Origin of the sequence: Aquabacterium sp. NJ1 (assembly GCF_000768065.1) — a bacterium.
GTDB lineage: Bacteria > Pseudomonadota > Gammaproteobacteria > Burkholderiales > Burkholderiaceae_C > Aquabacterium.
Genome location: NZ_JRKM01000001.1, coordinates 2,909,533 through 2,925,716 on the forward strand (window position 1 = coordinate 2,909,533; position 16,184 = coordinate 2,925,716).

The 16,184-nt window shown below is 64.0% G+C and carries 14 protein-coding genes; 5 read left to right on the forward strand and 9 right to left on the reverse strand.

What is annotated here, in order from left to right; translation table 11 throughout:
* Window positions 1–5: 5 nt before the first annotated feature.
* The 5 genes from alaC to JY96_RS12450 all read right to left on the reverse strand — a co-directional run bounded on the left by alaC (window position 6) and on the right by JY96_RS12450 (window position 5,164).
* Window positions 6–1,217, reverse strand: coding sequence for an alanine transaminase (gene alaC / locus JY96_RS12430; RefSeq protein WP_035037842.1), 1,212 nt, complete (start codon window positions 1,215–1,217; stop codon window positions 6–8).
* A gap of 109 nt (window positions 1,218–1,326) precedes the next feature.
* Window positions 1,327–2,175, reverse strand: coding sequence for a PA4780 family RIO1-like protein kinase (locus tag JY96_RS12435; protein ID WP_035037844.1), 849 nt, complete (start codon window positions 2,173–2,175; stop codon window positions 1,327–1,329).
* Window positions 2,176–2,546: 371 nt separating this feature from the next.
* Complete coding sequence (locus JY96_RS12440; RefSeq protein ID WP_035037846.1) at window positions 2,547–3,260, reverse strand: TetR/AcrR family transcriptional regulator; 714 nt, start codon at window positions 3,258–3,260, stop codon at window positions 2,547–2,549.
* A gap of 208 nt (window positions 3,261–3,468) precedes the next feature.
* The gene (locus JY96_RS12445; RefSeq protein WP_035037848.1) at window positions 3,469–3,990 is read right to left on the reverse strand and encodes a GNAT family N-acetyltransferase; all 522 of its coding nucleotides are present in this window, start codon (window positions 3,988–3,990) and stop codon (window positions 3,469–3,471) included.
* A 1-nt stretch (window position 3,991) separates the two neighbouring features.
* Window positions 3,992–5,164 (reverse strand): class I SAM-dependent methyltransferase, encoded by a 1,173-nt coding sequence (locus JY96_RS12450; RefSeq protein ID WP_035037850.1) that lies wholly within the window; start codon window positions 5,162–5,164, stop codon window positions 3,992–3,994.
* A gap of 154 nt (window positions 5,165–5,318) precedes the next feature.
* On the opposite strand from JY96_RS12450, the gene gph reads away from it, so the two are divergent.
* Window positions 5,319–6,023 (forward strand): phosphoglycolate phosphatase, encoded by a 705-nt coding sequence (gph, locus tag JY96_RS12455; RefSeq protein ID WP_235333913.1) that lies wholly within the window; start codon window positions 5,319–5,321, stop codon window positions 6,021–6,023.
* Between the two features lie 41 nt (window positions 6,024–6,064).
* On the opposite strand, the gene JY96_RS12460 is transcribed toward gph, so the two are convergent.
* Window positions 6,065–6,649, reverse strand: coding sequence for a chalcone isomerase family protein (locus JY96_RS12460; protein ID WP_161784316.1), 585 nt, complete (start codon window positions 6,647–6,649; stop codon window positions 6,065–6,067).
* A 532-nt stretch (window positions 6,650–7,181) separates the two neighbouring features.
* On the opposite strand from JY96_RS12460, the gene trpE reads away from it, so the two are divergent.
* The gene (trpE, locus tag JY96_RS12465; protein ID WP_035042592.1) at window positions 7,182–8,660 is read left to right on the forward strand and encodes an anthranilate synthase component I; all 1,479 of its coding nucleotides are present in this window, start codon (window positions 7,182–7,184) and stop codon (window positions 8,658–8,660) included.
* A 35-nt stretch (window positions 8,661–8,695) separates the two neighbouring features.
* Here trpE and JY96_RS12470 read toward each other — a convergent pair whose 3' ends face one another.
* Both JY96_RS12470 and JY96_RS12475 read right to left on the reverse strand, forming a co-directional pair.
* Window positions 8,696–9,799, reverse strand: coding sequence for an acyltransferase (locus JY96_RS12470; protein ID WP_052162465.1), 1,104 nt, complete (start codon window positions 9,797–9,799; stop codon window positions 8,696–8,698).
* A gap of 61 nt (window positions 9,800–9,860) precedes the next feature.
* The gene (locus JY96_RS12475; protein WP_035037858.1) at window positions 9,861–11,390 is read right to left on the reverse strand and encodes a hypothetical protein; all 1,530 of its coding nucleotides are present in this window, start codon (window positions 11,388–11,390) and stop codon (window positions 9,861–9,863) included.
* A gap of 326 nt (window positions 11,391–11,716) precedes the next feature.
* On the opposite strand from JY96_RS12475, the gene JY96_RS12480 reads away from it, so the two are divergent.
* Window positions 11,717–12,301, forward strand: coding sequence for an aminodeoxychorismate/anthranilate synthase component II (locus tag JY96_RS12480; protein WP_035042596.1), 585 nt, complete (start codon window positions 11,717–11,719; stop codon window positions 12,299–12,301).
* Window positions 12,302–12,315: 14 nt separating this feature from the next.
* Window positions 12,316–13,356 carry an anthranilate phosphoribosyltransferase gene (gene trpD, locus JY96_RS12485; protein WP_035037861.1) on the forward strand — a complete coding sequence of 347 codons (1,041 nt, stop codon included), beginning with the start codon at window positions 12,316–12,318 and terminating at the stop codon, window positions 13,354–13,356.
* Here the strand turns inward: trpD and JY96_RS12490 are convergent.
* A complete protein-coding gene (locus tag JY96_RS12490; RefSeq protein ID WP_161784317.1) occupies window positions 13,319–15,187 on the reverse strand; it encodes a diguanylate cyclase in 1,869 nt (622 codons plus the stop codon). The two genes, trpD and JY96_RS12490, sit on opposite strands and share 38 nt — an antisense overlap.
* A 182-nt stretch (window positions 15,188–15,369) precedes the next feature.
* Between JY96_RS12490 and trpC the strand changes: the two genes are divergently transcribed.
* Window positions 15,370–16,170: an indole-3-glycerol phosphate synthase TrpC gene (trpC, locus tag JY96_RS12495; protein ID WP_035037865.1), complete on the forward strand. Its 801-nt coding sequence runs from the start codon at window positions 15,370–15,372 to the stop codon at window positions 16,168–16,170.
* Window positions 16,171–16,184: the final 14 nt, after the last annotated feature.

Below are 16,184 nucleotides of genomic sequence, written 5' to 3' on the forward strand. Positions count from 1 at the left end.
GGTCTTCAGGCGGGGGGCATCACCCCATCCGCCTTGAACATCGCCTTGATGCCCCGCACCGCCTGCCGGATGCGGGGCTCGTTTTCGATCAGGGCAAAGCGCACGTGGTCATCCCCATGGTCGCCAAAGCCGATGCCGGGTGACACGCACACCTTGGCTTTCTCCATCAACTGCTTCGCGAACTCCAGCGAGCCCAGGTCCTTGTAGTGATCGGGGATCCTGGCCCAGATGTACATGGAGGCCTTGGGGCACTCCACCATCCAGCCGGCCTCGCGCAGGCCCTTGACCAGCACGTCGCGCCGGCTCTGGTACTTGGCGGCAATCTCTTGCACGCATTGTTGATCGCCCTCCAGCGCCGCGATGGCGGCCACCTGCAGCGGCGTGAAGGTGCCGTAATCGTGGTAACTCTTGATGCGGGCCAGCGCGGCCACCAGATCTGGGTTACCCACCATGAAGCCCACGCGCCAGCCGGCCATGTTGTAGCTCTTGCTGAGCGTGAAGAACTCGACCGCGATGTCCTTGGCGCCCGGCACCTGCATGATGGACGGTGCCTTCCAGCCATCGAACACGATGTCGGCGTAAGCCAGGTCATGCACCACGAAGATGTCGTGCTTCTTGGCCAGCGCCACCACACGCTCGAAGAAGTCCAGCTCCACGCATTGGGCCGTGGGGTTGGAGGGGAAGCCCAGCACCATCATCTTGGGCTTGGGGTAGCTGCCGCGGATGGCCTTTTCCAGCTCGGCAAAGAAGTCCACGCCCGGCACCAGCGGCACGGAGCGGATGTCCGCGCCCGCGATCACCGCACCATAGATGTGGATCGGATACGAAGGGTCCGGCACCAGCACGGTGTCACCACGGTCCAGCGTGGCCAGCATCAGGTGGGCCAGGCCCTCTTTCGAACCGATGGTGACGATGGCTTCCTTGTCCGGGTCGATGTCGACCTGGTAGCGGTCCTTGTACCAATGCGAGATCGCCCGGCGCAGGCGCGGGATGCCCTTGGAAGCCGAGTAGCCGTGGGTATCAGGCCGTTGCGCAACTTCGGTGAGCTTGGCGACGATGTGCGGCGGCGTGGCCCCGTCGGGGTTGCCCATGCTCATGTCGATGATGTCTTCCCCGCGGCGGCGGGCGGCCAGCTTGAGTTCGGCCGTGATGTTGAAGACGTAGGGGGGGAGGCGATCGATGCGCGCAAAGCGGCGCTTGCCTGCAGATGAGGACATGCTGAGAGTCTTTCACGTGAGCGCCCGGAACCGTCCGAGCGACGTGACCGCACGATGGGGTGCGGCCCGCAGCCATCCTAACTGGTTTTGGTGGATCAGTGCGGCTGCTTCACGAGCCTTGCTGCATCCGAAGGCGGCGGGCGTGTTCTTCGTCCACGGCATCATCGATCTCGCGGATCACGCCCTCCAGGTCCACGGCCTTGTGCTGGCGCTTGAACTGGCCTGTGAGCACCGTGTCGTTGCTCAGCAGGCCTTGCTCGTACAGTGACCAGATCTCGGGGCCATATTGGCTGTTCAGCAGATCAGGTGCAAAGCCGCCAAAGAAGTTGCGCAGGTTCTCGACATCACGCAGCAACATGCGTTGCGCATGGTTGTTGCCGGCTGCATCGACCGCCTGAGGCAGATCGATGATCACGGGGCCATCGGCCGCCATCAGGATGTTGAACTCCGACAGGTCGCCATGCACGATGCCGGCGCACAGCATGCGCACCACTTCCTTCAGCAGCGTCTGGTGGTGGGTGCGAGCTTCTTCGGCCGTGAAGAGCACATCGTTGAGGCGCGGCGCCGCATCACCGTGTTCGTCGGCCACCAGCTCCATCAGCAAGACGCCATCGAGGAAGTTGTAGGGCTTGGGCACCCGCACACCGGCTGCGGCCAGCCGGTACAAGGCATCCACCTCGGCGCTTTGCCAGGCCGCTTCCTGGGCTTGCCGGCCAAACTTGGTGCCCTTGGCCATGGCGCGGGCTTCACGCGAGTTCTTGGTCTTGCGGTTCTCGGTGTAGTCCACCGCCTGGCGGAAGCTGCGTTGGGTGGCTTCCTTGTAGATCTTGGCGCAGCGGGTTTCATCGCCAATGCGCACGACGAACACCATGGCCTCCTTGCCGCTCATGAGCTGGCGCACGACCGAGTCGATCAGGCCCTCTTCCAGCAGGGGGAGCAGTCTTGGTGGTGTTTTCAATGGTGCACTCGGTGAAGGTTGCCCTGGATGAGGGTCATGTCACGCCTTGTTGATTCAGCCGCCCATGCTAGCCCATGGCTTGCTTTTGCTTACATAGAGCCCTCTTCAGGGGGGACGGCCTTGCCAGACAGAGTCCGTATAGTCCTCCCCATCGACGGCGGATTTGCAGATCGCGCCGAGATAGAGAACAAAAACCAAAGGGTGGATAGAACAACAAGGGTTACAGGGAAAAACGCTGTCATCACCGCAAGCACTTAGACATGGCGGGATTGCAGGGAGGAGAAGCTGCGGGCAACGTATCCGTGGTGATCAAACCGATCGGTTTTGGCCGGTCGGTTTTTTTTTTGCCTTGCTTTGCTTGCAGGGCGTGGTCAGCGCGCCGAATGGCCCAAGGGCGCCAGGCGATGGGTTTCGATCTCGCTGCGGAACCACCGGTCCAGGCCTTCCCACGCGTACATCAGGTGGGACACGATCAGTTCGGCGGGTTGCCTGAAATCGCTCTGGGCCCAGGTCAGGCAGGCTTGCAGCGAGGCTCCCACCAGCGAGGCCCCGATGATGTCCAGATCAATGTGGTCCGGCAGGTCCGGGTAGATGCGCTTGCAGAAAAAACGCATGGCCTGCGCATGCCGCTTGAGCTCGTTGTTGTTCTTGCTCGTTGCATTGCGCCAGTAGCTGGAGGCGTCCACCAGCAGGATTTGCGCACGGCGGGGGTCTTCCTGCACAAAGCCCAGGAAGGCCTGCAGGCCGGCTCGGGCCAGCTCCAGGGTGTCCAGCCGGGCTTGCAACATGGCGCGGCCGGTGGCCAGCAAGGCCTGCTCGCTGATCAGTTTGAAGGCGGCCTCATAGGCATCCGAGATGCTGGCGAAGTGCTCGGAGAAGTAGCGCTCGGTGATGCGCGCCTCGTTGCAGATGTCGCGGATCGTGGCGCGGCGCAGGCCCAGGGTGCCAAAGACATGCACCGCCGCATCCAGCAGCTTGCGGCGCCGCAGGTCGCGTCGCTCCTGGGCGGACAGGCCACCATAGCGCCGCGCGGGCATGACCTGCGGCGGTGCGGGGCGGGTGAGCTCGTCCTGAGGGCTGTGCATGGTGGTGGTGGGTGGCCTGGTGCGAATTGATTATCGTGATCGGCCACCGGCTGACATGGGGCGTTGTTGCGTCAACGGCCGTGGCAGAGGGTGCAAAAGCGTCAGAAATACGCCAAACCCCTTGCCCGAGGGAGCGCCTGGGTAAGGGGTTTTGCTGGTTTGTCAGGCGCCTGACGATTGGCTGATGAGCTGGCTGGCGTGCCGCGTTTCAGCCATCCACCGGCTCAAGCGGCGTGTCGAGGATGAGCTGGTAGAAGTCGATGTCCAGCCAGCGGCCGAACTTGAAGCCCGCTTGCCTGAGCGTGCCGCCATGCACGAAACCCAGCTCGGCGTGCAGCTGCTTGCTGCCCGCATTGGCGCTGTCGATCACACCGACCAGCATGTGCAGGCCTTGCGCGCACGCCGCCTCGATGAGGGCCTGCATCAGCGCGCGGCCAATGCCCTGGCCACGGTGGGCCTGGTGCACATAGACCGAATGCTCCACGCTGTATTTGTAGGCCGGGAAGTTGCGAAAGCTGCCGTAGCTCGCAAAGCCCAGCAAGGTGCCGGCCTCGTCTTCCATGCCGATGACAGGCCAGCCGTGCTGCTGCTTGGTGTCGAACCAGGTGGCCATCTGGGCCATGCTGCGCGGCTGGTAGTCGTACAGCGCGGTCGAATGCATGATGGCCTCGTTGAGGATGGCCAGGATCGCCTCGGCATGGCGCTCGGGTGTGCAGGCGACCAGCTTCATGTCATGCCGCAGCCAGTCGCCACAAGGACGTCACCTCGGCCGCGCGGGCCTGATGCAGCGGGTCTGAGGCGTCCTGCGTTTTAGGGTGGTGGGGCCGGGCATCGAGCTTGCCCACGATCTGCAAGCCCGCTTCCTTGATCCAGCCTTGCAGCTCATCGGGGCCACGCAAGCCCAGGTGCTCGGCCAGGTCGGACATGATCAGCCAGCCTTCGCCTTGAGGCGAAAGGTGGGCGCGCAAGCCTGCCAGGAAGCCGCGCAGCATGCGGCTGTCCGGGTCGTACACCGCGTACTCGATGGGTGAACTTGGGCGTGCGGGCAGCCACGGCGGGTTGCACACGATCAGCGGCGCTTGCCCCGGCGGGAACAGGTCGGCCTCGATCACTTGCACCTGCTTGTCGAGCTTGAGCTGGCGCAGGTTGTCGTGGGCGCAGGCCAGGGCGCGTGGGTCCTGATCCGTGGCGATCACCTGGGCGATGCCGCGCCGTGCCAGCACCGCGGCCAGCACGCCCGAGCCGGTGCCGATGTCGAACGCCAGCTGCGCGCCTGGGGGCAGCGGCGCCTTGGCCACCAGGTCCACATACTCACCACGCACGGGTGAGAACACGCCGTAGTGCGCATGGATGCGGCCGCGGATCGCCGGGACTTCCACGCCCTTCTTGCGCCACTCGTGCGCGCCGATCAGGCCCAGCAGCTCGCGCAGCGAGGCCACATAAGGTTCCGTGCCGGCCCCATAGGCTTCTTCGCAGGCCTGCTTCACATCGGGGGCGCGGCGCAAGGGGATGGTGTGGTCGGCCTCGAAAGGGATCAACAACATGCCCAGGATGCGGGCGCGGTGGGCCAGCTTCTGGCGGTGCTGGTTGAAGGCCTGGCCGGCACTGTTGGCTTCTTGATGCTTGGGGCGCTTGCCTTGCCCCTTGCCGCCCGCACGGCCCGCCGCAGGCTCCAGCCGCCGGGTCAAGGCCTGCAGCAGGTGGCGCGCGTTCTGGAAGTCGCCTTGCCAAAGCAGGGCTGTGCCTTCGCAAGCCAGCTTGTAGGCGGTGTTGGCTGGCATCGTGTCATCGGCCAGCACCACCTTCTGATGCGCGGCCACACCGGCTTCGGAGCGCCACAGGGCGCTGGCGGCTTGGCCATCGGGGCCGGTCCAGTGAATCCGGTGAAGTGGGGCTGCGCACATGGCGAGGTCAAGGTAAAGCGGGCAGTGGCGCAGTGTAAGGCGCAGAGATCGCCTACCCCGTATGGGGGCTCAGAGAAACACGCGTGGCGGCTTGGCGGCAGCCCGGTCAGAATAGGCGGCGCGATTTTGCGGTCACCTTTTTCTGATGCACCACATGCCCTTCCAAGCCGCCATCATTGATCTTGACGGCACCATGGTCGACACCATCGGTGACTTTGTCGTTGTCCTGCAGCACACGCTGGCCGATCTGGGTTGCCACCCGGTCGAGATCGCGCGCGTGGACCGCGCTTTCATCTCGCTGACCGTGGGCAAGGGCACCGAGGACCTGCTGCGGCGCAGCCTGGCGCAAGCCTGGGGCCTCACGCCCGAAGCCGCCGAGGTGGCCGAGGCCATGCCTGAGGCGCTGCACCACTATCACGAACATTACCCGCGCCTCAATGGCGAGGCTTCGGATGTCTTTCCCGGTGTGGCCGAAGGCCTGCGCCAGTTGCGCGAGCTGGGTGTTCAGCTCGCCTGCCTGACCAACAAGCCCACGGCCTTTGCCAGGCAACTGCTTGAGCGCAAGGGCCTGCTGCCTTATTTCGACCAGGTGTTTGGCGGTGATGCCTTCGAGCGCAAGAAGCCCGACCCGCTGCCCTTGATCAAGACCTGCGAGGCCCTGGGTGCGAGCACGGCTCAGACGCTGATGGTCGGGGACTCCAGCAACGATGCACAGGCCGCGCGTGCCGCGGGTTGCGAAGTCCTGCTGGTGACCTATGGCTACAACCATGGCCACCCGATCCAGGAGGTGCCGGCCGTGGCCCACGTGCCGCGTCTGGATCAAGTGAATTGGCCTGCCGTGTTAGGGCAGGCCAATTGAGTGTGATCGGTTGCTGGCGGTGAGTCGCCAGGTGTGGCGGCTTACTGCAGCGCGTCCAGCACCGGCGGTGCCTTGTAATCCAGCAGGGCATCCTTCAGGTCCTGCGTGACGGGGCGGTTGCCCAGCCAGGTGCGCAGCACGGCCGGGAAGAAGCCTGCATCTTCCAGCGGCAGGCCGGCAGGCTGGCCGTTGACGAAGAACATGGTGCCGCGCTTGGGCACGAACTCGATGGTGAAGACGTCACCGGCGTTCATGCGTCTGATGCGCGAGAACTCCTCGCCCATCATGCGGATGGAGGGGATCAGCTTGAAGAACTCTTCGCGGCTGCTGTTGTTCTCGATGCCCTTGGTGATGACCTTGCCCAGTTCGTCCACGCGCATGCCTTGCAGCATCACGAAGCGCAGTTGCTTGGGGCCGCCCGTGGCGAAGATGGCGTCCGACTTGCTGGCCTTTTGCGGCACGTACAGGCCGACCGTGTAGAGCTTGGCCACCGCACGGTAGCTGATGCCGCTGCCGTTGAGCGTCAGGTTGTTGCCTTCCACCTTGATGGTGGGAGGGTAGTGCACGCCCACCACATCGGCGCTTTGAGCGTGTGCCAGGTGTGGCAAACCGATCAACAGCGTCATGCCTGCGCTAATCAGGGCGTTGCGCCCGATGCGGGCCATTCCAGCGAGAGTCAACAACATACGAATACTTTGGGTGTGTCCTGTGTGGCCAAACCAGCCTCAATCAAGGCCGATTCAAGCCAGACATGAACTGTACTGGTAAGAGATTGTTACCCGCTCAACGCGAATCGCAATCTGGGTTTGCCCTTGCCGCCATGGCTCACTCAAGGGGGGTGTTTTCTGGTCATGGGGCGCCAAGCTTTGTAAAGACTGCCCTGCTACACTGTTTTGATGTTCATCTCGCGCAAACAGACCAAAGGTTCGCACGACCGGGGGGCATGGCCCTGGCGACGCTGACTCCCTTTTTTATCTTGCCGCTCAGTGCGACGCGATCATAGCGGCGCGCTCCGGCGGCAAGCATCCGTTGACGTCACAACGGTAAGCGGGCGTTAACGGTCGGGTCTGTTCCACCCCTCAGGGGGTGTTTCACAGGATGACATATGTGGCGCAAACCAGACTGCAGGTTGCGCCATCGGGCTCGGAGGCCCCCACCATGATCACTGAACAAGCATTCAATGCCCTGGCCGCAGAAGGCCACAACCGCATCCCCCTGGTCGCGCAGGCGCTGGCCGATCTGGACACCCCCCTGTCGCTCTACCTCAAGCTGACCAAGGGCCAGCCGCTGAGCTTCCTGCTGGAGTCCGTCGTGGGCGGCGAACGCTTCGGGCGTTACTCCTTCGTGGGCCTGCCGGCGCACACGCTGGTGCGCTCGACGGGCCGCCATGTCGAGGTCGTGACCGACGGCGCAGTGGTCGAAACGTTCGAGGGCAACCCGCTGGACTTCATCGCCAGCTACCAGCAGCGCTTCAAGGTGGCCGTGCCGCAAGGCCTGCCGCGTTTCTGTGGCGGCCTGGCGGGCTACTTTGGTTACGACACGGTGCGCCACATCGAGCACCGCCTGGCCAAGACACACAAACCCGGTGGCATCGGCACGCCCGACATCCTGCTGCTGCAGTGCGAAGAGCTGGCCGTGATCGACAACCTGGCCGATCGCCTCTTCCTGATCGTGTATGCCGACCCATCGCAGCCAGGCGCTTATGCCAAGGCGGCCACGCGCATCGCGCAACTGCAGGCACAGCTCAACGAGGTCGTGCCGGTGCCGCCGATCACGCCCAGCGAGTCCTACCCGGTGGAGCGCCATTTCGCCAAGGCCGACTTCGAAGCAGCGGTGCTCAAGTGCAAGGACTACATCGCTGCGGGTGACTGCATGCAGATCGTGATCGGCCAGCGCCTGCAAAAACGCTATACCGCGTCGCCCCTGAACCTGTACCGTGCGCTGCGCTCGCTCAACCCGAGCCCCTACATGTATTACTACGACATGGGCGATCACCATGTCGTGGGCTCTTCGCCCGAGATCCTGGTGCGCCAGGAAAAGAACAAGGACGGTGGCGAGACGGTCACCATCCGCCCGATTGCCGGCACGCGCCCACGAGGCACCACGCCCGAACTGGATGCGGCCAACGAGCGCGAGCTGCTGGCCGACCCGAAGGAGCGCGCCGAGCACGTCATGCTGATCGATCTGGCCCGCAACGACATCGGCCGCATCGCCAAGACCGGTTCGGTCAAGGTGACCGAGCAGTTCGGCATCGAGCGCTACTCGCACGTGATGCACATCGTCAGCAATGTCGAAGGTGCCTTGAAGGACGGGATGACCGGGCTGGACGTGCTGCGTGCCAGCTTCCCGGCCGGTACGCTCAGCGGTGCACCCAAGATCCGCGCGATGGAGATCATCGACGAGCTGGAGCCCGTGCAGCGTGGCGTCTACGGCGGTGCCGTGGGCTACCTGAGCTTTGCTGGTGACATGGACGTGGCCATTGCCATCCGCACCGGCGTCATCAAGGACCAGACCTTGTATGTGCAGGCGGGTGCCGGCGTGGTGGCTGACTCCGTGCCCGAGCTGGAATGGAAGGAGACCGAGGCCAAGGCCCGCGCCGTGGTGCGTGCGGCCGAGATGGTCGAGCAGGGTTTGTGATGGGCTGGTGACGGCCTTGTGAGGGGCCGGGCGGCTCAGCGCGGGCCCAGGCGCTGGCGCAGCCAGGTCTGGGCGGGTACCTCCACCGCCTGGTACACCAGCGAGGCCAGGCCGAACACGGTCAGCAGATAGGCCAGCAGCCATGCAGGCTCATGCAGCGGCAAGTGCCAGCCCAGCGCACTGCTCAGGCAGGCCAGCAGCAATTGCAGCGGGAAGTGCAGCAAGTAGCTCGCATAAGTCGTGTTGCCGAGTGTGTTGATCCAGCGCACTGCGGCCTTTGAGGTGGGCTGCACCCAGTCCAGCAGGGCCAGCAAGGCCACCGGGGTCAGCAAGGCCACGTAGAACATGGGGCGTAACTTGCCGCTGGCCACCAGGGCCGTGCCCGCCGCCACCGCCAGCAGGCCAATGATGTGCACCGCGCGTTGTGGCCCACGTGGCTGCTTGAGCAAGGCCTCGTGCGCGAGGTGTGTGAGCGCACCCAGGTAGAAGAAGAACACGCACAGCACGATGGGGTGGGGCGTGAGCTTCAACGCATAGACCACGGCGGCCGCACCGATGATGCCCAGCGCCTGCCACCAGCGCGTCAGGCCCAGCCTGCACAGCACGAAGAACAGCGCATAGACCAGCACCTCGATGGAGATGCTCCAGATGGGGCCGTTGAACGACCACTCGCTGCGCCCCGGCCAGTCACTGGCCATGGCCAGTTGCAAGGCGAAGTGATACCAGTCGTTGTGCGCGTAGACATAGTCGACACCGTGCAACTGCCGGTACCACCATGCCAGCCCCGCCACGATCAGCAAGGTCAGCACATGCAGCGGGTACAGGCGCGAAAAGCGCAGCACGGCGAAGCGCTGCGCGCTCACCTGACCTTGCGCCACCGGCCGGGCGTATTTCCAGAAGAAGATGAAGCCCGACAGCGCCCAGAAGGCCTGCACGCCCAGCCAGCCGGCTTCATAAAAGGGCTTGAGCAGGGCATACAGCGGTTGCTGTGACGGCACGAAACCGACGGGCGCCGCCCCCACGAAATAGAAGTGCTGGTAATGCCAGACCAGCACCGACACCGCGCAGGCAAACCGCAGCAACTCCAGGCCGAGCAGATTGTGTGTAGTTTGACGGGAAAGAGTGGACGGTATGGGCATTGGCCCACATCTTGGCATGACCGGGTGCGGTGGCTACCCCCTTGATCATGGCGTATCCAGGTCAGAAGCGAACGGCGAAAACACGACGGTAAGGTGCCTCGTTGGCCGTATAGCCGTAGCCGTTGGGTGCTCGCCCATTTTGCCTGGGTACATCCAGGGCTGAATAAGCCAACAAGGCCGTGCCTTTGCTATTGATGGCCACAGCGGGGGCCAAGGGTTCGAATTTGTTGGCGGCGGTGAACCAGGATTGCCAGCCGCCGTCAAAGTCGAACCGAGCCACCATGATGCGGGGGTTGTACGTTGTGTCAGCTGAACTGACCTTGATGGCCGTGACAGCCTGGCCCTTTGCATTCATGGCCAGCACGGGGCCGAAGTAAGAGCTGTACTTGGTCGGCGGATCCTGGCTTGTGACCAGATTGGCTGGTGTCGACCAGTTTTGTCCGGGTAAGGACTTAGACCATTTGCATTGGGGATTGGCAGGGTAGCCATAGACATCACGCGTGGATTCGCACCAAACGGCAAGAGCCCGTCCCTGATCATCAATGGCCACTTGAGGCTCACTGTCGAAGATCGTTTGTGGTGCGTTGGCCTCCATAGGCGTGATGGTAAAAGTGCCCAGGGCATCCACGCGGATGAGGTTCAGCCGGGGAGCGCGGCATGTGCCTCCAGCTTCATCTGTTAGCACTGCCGCGACGGCTGAGACCGATTTGCTCGCCGCGGCGTGCAAGCCGCTGATCCTGTAGTAGTCGCTGCAGATGGTCTTGTTCTGCAGCAAGGGCACGCCCGCGAATTGAGCGCCCGCCACAGGGGATTCATGTCGAACCCAAAGGTTCGAGCCTGTCGGCGTGCTGGTGCTGTAGAAATTGAATACGCCATCACTCTGCGGATCAAGGCGAGCGAAGGTCGTGTCGCCTGCATTGATGCCGGTGGGGCGGAAGGTTTCATGTCCTTGCACATCCATCAGCCAGATGCCCGTCTGGTAAGGGGTGGAGTTCTTGGCTGTCGCGCTCGACATGATGGTCAGATCGTTGTTCAAGGCCAAATCCCAGCCGTGGTCGTGCCCGTTCGCCAACGCGCCTGTGCTGAAGTCGCTGGGTGTGGGGTCCCAGTTTTGGGTTGTGTGTTGCCATCTGAGCGTGCGACCCCAATTGCCGGTTGCTGTGTCGACCCATCCAAGCACCGCATCACCCATACTGTTGCGGCGCAGGTGCAGTGTCGATGCCGTGGGTGAGACACTGACTTGCTGCAGCTTGCTTGGTGTCTGCCAAGTGCCGTTGGGCGACAGCCTGGCTGTCAGCGCTTCACTGTGCTGGGCGTCCGCTGCGACTAACCATGCGATCAACCCCGAGTCATCATCGTGCAAGGTAATGGCAACTGATGAGGCTGCCATCAGCGCATCATTGGCGCGGGCTTCGTTGCCCACAATCACCGTACCAGATATATGGCCTTCGTTACCTAGGCCATCTGCCATGTTTAAGGCGTCAACCTTGGTGTCTGGTGGCGTGCTGCCACCGCCACCGCCACCGCCACAAGCTTGCAGGATCAGGCAAGCTATCAGGCCGATCGCCGTCGCTTTGTACAAATTGGCCATGCGCCATCTCCCTGTGAGTGTGTTCTTGGGTGGCCGGCATCTTAGGCGGCAAACGTTGAAGAGCCCACCCCGTTGCCAGGGGGGCGGGTGTGTGGTCAAGTGGGAAAAGTCAAATGACAGCCATGTAGAATCGATGCGATGCAGCAACCCTCGGACTTCTCTCGCCTTGACGTACGCTGGTGGCGGTGACGCCAGCCAGACACTGCTCGACCCTGCGCGCGCACAAGCCCCTGTGCGCCCTTGCTCCAAAGGGTCTCCGAGGGGGAATCTTCTGAGGGATGGTGCAAGACCATCCCATGCCTCACATCCCGAATCAGGATAGTGCCATGCTGCTCATGATCGACAACTACGACAGTTTCACCTTCAACCTGGTGCAGTACTTCTGCGAGCTGGGTGAAGAGGTCAAGGTCTACCGCAACGACGAGATCACCCTCGACCAGATCGCCGCGCTCAAGCCCGATCGCCTGGTGCTGTCGCCCGGCCCTTGCTCGCCTGCCGAAGCCGGCATCTGTGTGCCCGCCCTGCAGCGCTTCACCGGCCAGCTGCCCATCCTGGGTGTGTGCCTGGGCCACCAGAGCATTGGCGCGGCCCTGGGTGGCAAGGTCATTCGGGCGCACGAGCAGATGCACGGCAAGACCAGCATCATCACCACCGATGAGCAGGGTGTGTACGCCGGCCTGCCGCGCCAGTTCACCGTGATCCGCTACCACTCGCTGGCCATCGAGCGCGAGAGCCTGCCTGATTGCCTGGAGATCACCTCCTGGACGGACGACGGCGAGATCATGGGCGTGCGCCACAAGGGCCCGCAGACGGACAAGAGCTTCGCGCCACTCGAAGGCGTGCAGTTCCATCCTGAGTCCATCCTGACCGAGCATGGCCATGCCATGCTGGCCAACTTCCTGAAGATGTAATCGAGGTCGTCGACATGTCCCAGCTGAGCGATCAACAGGCCCTGCAGCGCGTCATCGAGCACCGCGAGATCTTCCACGACGAGATGCTGGGCCTCATGCGCCGCATCATGCGTGGCGAGATGTCGCCGGTCACCATGGCGGCCTTCATCACGGGCTTGCGCGTCAAGAAGGAGACGGTCGGCGAGATCACGGCAGCGGCCCAGGTGATGCGCGAGTTTGCCACGCCGGTGCACGTCTCCAACAGGCTGCACCTGGTGGACCTCTGCGGCACGGGCGGTGATGGCCAGCACACCTTCAACATCTCGACCACGGCGATGTTCGTGGCGGCGGCTGCAGGTGCCCGTGTGGCCAAGCATGGCGGGCGCAGCGTGTCGTCGAGCACGGGCAGTGCCGATGCGCTGGAAGCCCTGGGGGCGGCCATCAACCTCACGCCCGAGCAGGTGGCGCAGAGCCTGGCGGCCAGCAATGTGGGCTTCATGTTCGCGCCCAATCACCATGGCGCCATGAAACACGCCGCGCCGGTGCGCAAGGAGCTGGGTGTGCGCACCCTGTTCAATATCCTGGGCCCGCTGACCAACCCGGCTGGCGCGCCCAACCAGCTGATGGGCGTGTTCCATGCCGATCTGGTGGGCATCATGGCCCGCGTGCTGCAGCGCCTGGGCTCGGATCACGTGCTGGTCGTGCACGGTTGCGACGGGCTCGATGAGATCACCTTGGCCGGCGACACGCTGGTGGCCGAGCTGAAAGACGGCGACGTGCGCGAGTACCGAATCAACCCCGGCCAGTTCGGCCTGGCCGAGCACGACGGCGCCATGTTGAAGGCGCCCAACCGCGAGATGTCCGTGGCCATCATGCGCCGCGTGTTCGACAACGAACCCGGCCCGGCGCGCGACATCGTGCTGCTCAATGCCGGTGCGGCGCTTTATGCGGCCAGCGTGGCCGATTCATTGGGCGATGGCATCGAGCGTGCCCGTGACGCCATCGCCAGCGGCAAGGCCGGCGAGGCGCTGTTCAACTTCATTCAGACGACGCAGGGCTTGGCTGCCCAGGCTTGAGCGGCTTGTCGGCGGAGCCCGACTTGGCCTTGCGCGGTAGCGTGGCCAGGGCCTCGGGGATGAGGGCGCAGCGGTTGCGCCCTTCCTGCTTGGCCTGGTAGAGCAGGCGGTCTGCGGCATTGAGCAGGGCCTGCGGCGGCAGGTCCACGGTGGGCACCACACTGGCCAGGCCGATGCTGACGGTCAGCGGGATCTGCTGCTCACCCCAACGGAACACGAGTGACTGCACGCCCAGGCGGATGGTCTCGGCAATGTGGGCGGCACCCACGGTGTTGGTCTGCGGCAGGATCACCAGGAACTCTTCGCCACCGTAGCGCACGGCGTGGTCGCCGGGCCGCTGCACGGTGTGGGCGATGACGTTGGCCACCTGTTTCAGCGCCTCGTCACCGGCCAGGTGGCCATGGCGGTCGTTGACCTGCTTGAAGTAATCCACGTCGATCATCAAGACCGAGATGGGTGTGTGCCAGCGCTGGGCCTGGCGCCACATCTCGGGCATGCGCTCGCTCAGGAACATGCGGTTCTTCAGGCCGGTCAGCGCGTCCTGCTCAGTCAGGGTGTGCAGGCGCTCGTTGGCCTGCGTCAGCTCGCTCATGGCCTTGTCGAGCTGCTGGGTGCGCGCCAGCACGCGGGCTTCCAGCTCGGCGGCATGCGCTTGTTGCAGGCGTTCGTTTTCTTCGCGCGCCAGCTTGACACGGTGGGCCAGCGCGAACGAGAGCAGCGAGAACTCCAGCATCGAGCCGATCTGCATGCTGTACTCGGTCAGGAAGTTGCGTTGCACGATGCCGAACATGTGCAGGGCGGTCAGCAACACGCCCAGCAGCAGCACGGTGAAAGCGGCCAGGAAGTAGCTGGCTTGGCGCACACCCTTGCGCAACAGGCCGATGGTGATGACCAGCAGCAAGACGGGTGTGACGACGGTGGCCAGGGTCACGATCTTGATCGGTATCCCATATGGCAGCACATAGGTCTCGGGTACGGCAGCCAGGAACAACCATTGCAGCACCCGCATGGCCAGGTCGGCACGTGGCCAGTGCTTGTCCAGGCCCAGGAATTGGCGGCTGAACAACACCAGCGACCAGCCCGTCAGGCCCATGAACACGGGCGCCGCTTCATTGCCCCAGTTCGGGTGGTTGGGCCACAGGTGCTCGAACGCCAGGCCACTGAGCGTGAGCTGCGTCATGCCGAACGCGCCGATGTAGATCACATAGTCGACATAGGCCTTGTCGCGCAGCGAGATGCACAGCAGCAGGTTGTAGAGCAGCATGGCCAGCAGGGCGCCGCTGTAGATGCCCAGCAGCAGTTGCTCCTGGCGTGACTGCTGCGCATAGGCGCGGGGTGTGGTGATCTCCAGCGGGGCCTGCAGTGAACCTTGGCCGGCAATGCGCGCATACAGCTGGACGCGCTCGCCCGGTTGCAGCTTGAGCTTGAAGTAGAAGTTGCGATCGTCCAGGTCGCGCGTGTTGAAGGGGCGGCGGTCACCGCTGGCGTGGTGCTGAACGCGCCCGTCCGGCCACACCACGTAGATGTCGACGTAGTCCAGCAAGGGGTAGCGCATGCCCAGCAGCCAGTCTGTTTGCTGGCTCTGGTTGAGCAGCTCGCCATGCAGCCACAGCGCCGATTTGCTGTAGCCGAAGTTCAGGTTCTCGCTGCGGCGATCTTCCCAGTGGCTGCTTTGGGTGGTGGCTGCCACCTCCTGCAGGCCCATGCGCCCGCTGCGGTCTTCCAGCACACGCAGGTGGCGACCGATGGCGTCGCTGCTGAAGCGGTCGTTCAGCGTGATCGTGTCGGCGAGCACGCCGGTGGCCAGCCCGCTCAGCAAGGTGAGGGCCAACAAGCGAATCAGGAAACGGTGAACAGTGGCCCAGGCCAAAACGCAAACTCCCGAACGGGGCATCATGGTTTATCGGCGCGTGCCGGCACAATTGCAGGCATCAAGGTGCGCCAAACGGTCGCCTTTCACGCGGGGCGTGCCAAACGCGGATAATCCGGGTCTGACCGAAACCAGGCTCGCCCATGTCCGACATCCTCAACAAGATCGTTGCCGTCAAGCACGAAGAAATCGCCGCCGCTCTTCAGCACACATCATTGAGCCAGGTGCGGGCACAAGCCGAGGCGCGCAACCGCGATCTGGCCGATGTGCGTGACTTTGTTGGCGCCTTGCGCACCAAGATCGCGGCGGGCCGGGCCGGTGTCATCGCTGAAGTCAAGAAGGCCAGCCCCAGCAAGGGCGTGCTGCGCGAGCACTTCGTGCCCGCCGAGATCGCGGCGAGCTACGCCAGCCACGGTGCCGCCTGCCTGAGCGTGTTGACCGATGCGCAGTTCTTCCAGGGCTGCGAGCGCTACCTGCAGGAGGCCCGCGCTGCCTGCACCTTGCCCGTGCTGCGCAAGGACTTCATGGTGGACGCCTACCAAGTCTACGAAGCCCGTGCCATGGGCGCCGACTGCATCTTGCTGATCGCAGCCTGCCTGGACGACGCGCAGATGGCCGATCTCGAAGCCTGCGCGATGGACCTGGGCATGGCCGTGCTGGTCGAGGTGCATGACGGCGCCGAGCTGGACCGCGCGCTCAAGCTCAAGACGCCGCTGGTGGGCATCAACAACCGCAACCTGCGCACCTTCGAGGTCACGCTGGATACCACGCTGGGCTTGCTGCCACGCGTGCCGGCTGACCGCCTGCTGGTGACCGAGTCGGGCATCCTGGGCGCCGCCGATGTGCAGCGCATGCGCGATGCCAACGTGCATGCCTTCCTGGTGGGCGAGGCCTTCATGCGCCAGCCTGACCCGGGTGTGGCGCTGGCCACGCTGTTCGCCTGATCAGGCGGGGCACG